Origin of the sequence: Nocardioides sp. (assembly GCF_004803405.1) — a bacterium.
Lineage (GTDB): Bacteria > Actinomycetota > Actinomycetes > Propionibacteriales > Nocardioidaceae > Nocardioides > Nocardioides vastitatis.
Map to the genome: position 1 here is coordinate 1 of NZ_SSXI01000081.1, position 3,906 is coordinate 3,906.

Below are 3,906 nucleotides of genomic sequence, written 5' to 3' on the forward strand. Positions count from 1 at the left end.
AGCCGGCCGGCCTCGGGCAGCGACACCGCGAGGCCGCCGGGCAGGTCGGTGGCGCCGTCGAGGCGCCCCCAGACCAGCGCGGAGATCCGCTCCCGCTCCTGCTGGAGCACCCGACCGCCGTCCCAGGTCGCGACGACCAGCTGGTAGCGGTCCGAGATCGCCTTCCACAGCGCCAGCGCCAGCGACATGTCGCCCGTCAGCTCGCCCCCGCGACCAGCGCCGAGTGCCGCCGCGTCGAGCTCCTCGAGCTCGGAGCGCCGCACCCGCAGCCAGGTGTCCAGCTCACCGAGGTAGCGCTGGATGTCGGCCGGCTCGAGCGCCTCGCCGAGCCGGCCGGGTGGGGTGGGTGCGGTCGTCATGAGGGCGGCCGTGTGCTCGGTGATCACCGGCCGTAGGCCGGTGCCGGCGGTGTGGCCGCGCCGAGGTAGGGGCGCAACCACTTGTCGTAGGAGACCTGCCACGACCCGTCACGACGCATCTCCTCGAGCACGTCGTTGACGAAGCGCACGAGGTCGACGTTCTCCGCCTTGGCCCCGATGCCGTACGGCTCCGGGGTGAACGCCTCCTGCTGCGGCACCCTGGCGTACAGCTCGTCCTGAGCTGCCAGACCGGCCAGGACGGTGTCGTCGCCGGTGATCGCGTCCACCTCGCCCTGTTGGAACTTGACCATGCACCCGGTGTGGTTGGCAGCGGTCACCGCGACCGCTGCCGGCTGCGCCTTGCGGATGTTGTCGATGCTCGTGGTGCCGGTCGGCGCGCACACCTTCACCTCGGCGAGGTCCTGCGGGCCCCGGTAGCCCTTGGCCAGGTCCTTGCGCAGGAGCACCTTCTGGCCGGCGTGGTAGTACTCCGCCGAGAAGGCGATCTGCTCCCACCGGGCGCAGTTGATGGTCATGTTGCGGGCCACGATGTCGATGGCGCCGCTCTCGAGCAGCTCGATCCGCTCCGCTGCGTTGATCACCCGCACCTGCAGGGAGACACCGAGCTCCTTGGCGATCCGCTGAGCGATGTCGATGTCGAAGCCCTCGATCCTGTTGGTCTCCGGGTTGCGGGCTCCCATGAGGAGCGTGTCCGCGGATACCCCGACCCTGAGCACGCCGGCCTTGCGGATCCGGTCGACGGCATCGCCGCCCTCCCGGCTCGGGGCATAGGAGCGCAGGTCGGCCGCCGTGGTCGTGCAGGACGCCGGCGCGGCCGGGCTCGGCTCCGAGGATGCTTCGGGCTCCGGCAGTGGCGTCGCGTCGTACCCGCAGGCCGACAGCACCAGCAGTGCGGCGGCGAGGACCGCCGTCGCCACGCTCCGGCGCGCGGAGCGGAGATCGCGGCTCATGAGAACTCCCTCCGTCGCTCGCCGATCCCTCGAGCGACCGCCGCCGCCGCGACGATGCCGAGGAGCACGGTGAGGGCGCTGAGCACCAGCGCCAGCACGCGTCCGCTGCGCAGGTCGTCGATGGCGCTCGCGCTGGCATTGTCGACCGCCCTCTTCGCGATCGCGTCGAACTCCTCCAGGGGGGCCGTCGATCCGGTGTCGTCAGCGGTGGTGGCGATCTTCACCGCGCCGTCCCAGTTGTTGGCCTCGTCAGCCCGGACGATCTGCTGGTGGCGGTCGGCGTAGACGCGCCAGCTGGTCCGCGCGTTGCCGGGCGCGTTCTGCTCCACGACAGCGGCCGCCTTCCCCCAGTCCTCCTCATTCTTGGCGCCCGAGCCCCGCTTGATGAGGCGGAGGCTCTCCTGCGCCTTGGCGTCGTTCGCGGCCGTGCGTGCGGTGGCGCTGGACACGGCGGCAGCGAACGAGCCCTCCCGTAGCGAGTCGTTGGAGTTGTCCCTGGCGAGGGCGGCGAGCGTTGTCACGAGAGTCACGAGCAGCACGATGGCCACAGCGATCGCGATGCCCTTGTTGACCCGGCGGCGGAAGTGCTGGGCGAGCTCGCGGTTCACCCGGATCAGCACCACGAGCACGACGATCCCGAGCACGAGCAACCAGAACGGATGCTGCCCCGCCATCGCGCCCTCGGCGCGATCCGTGTTGGCTTCCACCAGCTTGTCCAGGATCGGGATCGCCTCGGTCCGCAGCTGCTCGCTGCCGAGGTTCTGGTAGGCGGCGCCGACCGGGAAGCCCTGTCGGTTGTTGGCGCGTGCCTGGGCGATGCTGGAGGCGTAGTCCCCGACCTGCTCGTTGAGCGTGGCGAGGGCCTCGCGGTCGGCCGGCTGGGCGTCCGCCGCGTCCGCGATCATGCTCAGTACGTCGTCGATCTCCGCGTCGTACTTCGCGCGCTGCTCGGAGTTCTCCAGACCGCCGACCAGGAAGGCGTTGGTGGCGAGCGCGTCGGCGCGGAGCAACGAGGTCTGGATCTTCTGGATGCGGACCAGCTGGTCGGTGTCGGCCGCCGCCCGCCCGTCGGCCTGCCAGCCGGTGAACTGCACGAGCGCGCTGAGCAGGCCGAACACGACGGCCGTGGTCATGCCGATCAGCTGCCAGCGGTTCAGGAGCGCGGGGGTGTCGACGAATCCGGGCTCCCCCTGGGTGGCTGGGACCTGACCGGCCGGCGCGGTCGCGGCGGGTGGCTGTGGTGTCACCGGCGCCAGCGCGCGCTGCTGCACGATGGGGTTGCTCACGACTCCTCCTGTGCTGTGGTGTCGTCGGGCTCGATGTCGACCGGCTCGAGGTCGACCGGCTCGATGTCGACCAACTCGGGAACCGGCTCGGCCGCACCAGGGCCGGCCGGGTCGTTGGGGTCCACGACCAGGTCGTCGGCGTCCAGCGTGCGGAGCTGCTCGAGGTTCGGCTCGGCGACGTCACGCAGCCGCCAGGCGTGGTGGCCGATGGCGGCCTCGAGCAGGTTGCGGACGAAGCGCGCGTTGCCGAAGGACGGGCCTCGCTGCTGCTCGGCGAGGATCTCGCGCAGCCGCGTCAGCACCGGCTCGCCGGCGTCGTAGTCGGCACCCTCCGCCATCAGCGAGAAGATCGAGGCCAGCTCCTCGTCGGTGTAGTCGGCGAAGTCGATGGTCGTGCGGAACCGGCTCTCGAGGCCGGGGTTCTCGGAGATGAAGATCGCCATCGGCAGGGGGTAGCCGGCGACGATAACGACGAGGTCGTCGCGCTTGTCCTCCATCTCCTTCACCAGCGTGTCGATGGCCTCCTTGCCGTACTGGTCACCTGAGAGCGCGTACGCCTCGTCGATGAAGAGCACCCCGCCCTCGGCCGACCTGACCACCTCGGCGGTCTTCTGCGCGGTCTGGCCGAGGTAGCCGGCGACCAGCTCGGACCGGTCGACCTCGACCAGCTGGCCCTTGGAGAGCAGACCGAGCGCACGGTAGATCCCCGCGACCAGCCGGGCCACGGTGGTCTTGCCCGTGCCGGGGTTGCCGTTGAACACCAGGTGCCGGGTGATGGTCGGAGTCTCCAGGCCCGCCTTCTTCCGCAGGCCCTCCACGCGCAGTACGGCGGCCTGCCGGTGGATCTCCGCCTTGACGTTCTTCAGGCCGATCAGCGCGTCGAGCTCGGCGAGCAGCTCCTCGACCGTTTTGGTCGGCTCCTCCTCCTTCGGCGCCTCGGGCGCCGGCGTCTCCGGCTCGGCGGACTGGGTCTGGACTCCGGAGCCGGACGCCTCGGTCGTGCTGGGGCTGGGGGTCGTCGCCGGGTGGTCCTCACGGCCGAGTGGCGAGGACGAGCCGAGGCGCATCGCCTCCAGCTGCTGCCGCACCTGCTCACCGGCGCGCCGCACCTGGTCGAGCACCTCGTCGCCGAGGCCTGGCACCGGCTGCCGCGCCGGAAGGTCGAAGGCGCCGGGCATCGTGCCGGACGGGGGGCCGGAGAGGGTACGCGGCGCTTCGGCCAGCTGGGCGGCGGTCGCCATGGTGGCGGTGCCGACGGCCTCGGGGCCCGGTTCGCCGAGCAGGGTGGCC

At 71.4% G+C, this 3,906-nt stretch carries 3 protein-coding genes and 1 pseudogene; all 4 read right to left on the minus strand.

Translation table 11 applies throughout. From position 1 onward, the window contains the following. Positions 1 to 386, minus strand: a pseudogene (locus E7Z54_RS05680) (hypothetical protein); the annotation flags it as partial. Next, complete coding sequence (locus E7Z54_RS05685; protein WP_136432038.1) at positions 383 to 1,330, minus strand: glutamate ABC transporter substrate-binding protein; 948 nt, start codon at positions 1,328 to 1,330, stop codon at positions 383 to 385. The gene E7Z54_RS05685 and the pseudogene E7Z54_RS05680, both read right to left, overlap by 4 nt. Further along, complete coding sequence (locus E7Z54_RS05690; RefSeq protein WP_136432039.1) at positions 1,327 to 2,616, minus strand: hypothetical protein; 1,290 nt, start codon at positions 2,614 to 2,616, stop codon at positions 1,327 to 1,329. Before E7Z54_RS05690 ends, E7Z54_RS05685 begins: the two co-directional genes overlap by 4 nt. After that, positions 2,613 to 3,906 (minus strand): AAA family ATPase (locus tag E7Z54_RS05695; protein WP_240769533.1); only part of this gene is annotated, 1,294 nt, incomplete at its 5' end. The genes E7Z54_RS05690 and E7Z54_RS05695, both read right to left, overlap by 4 nt.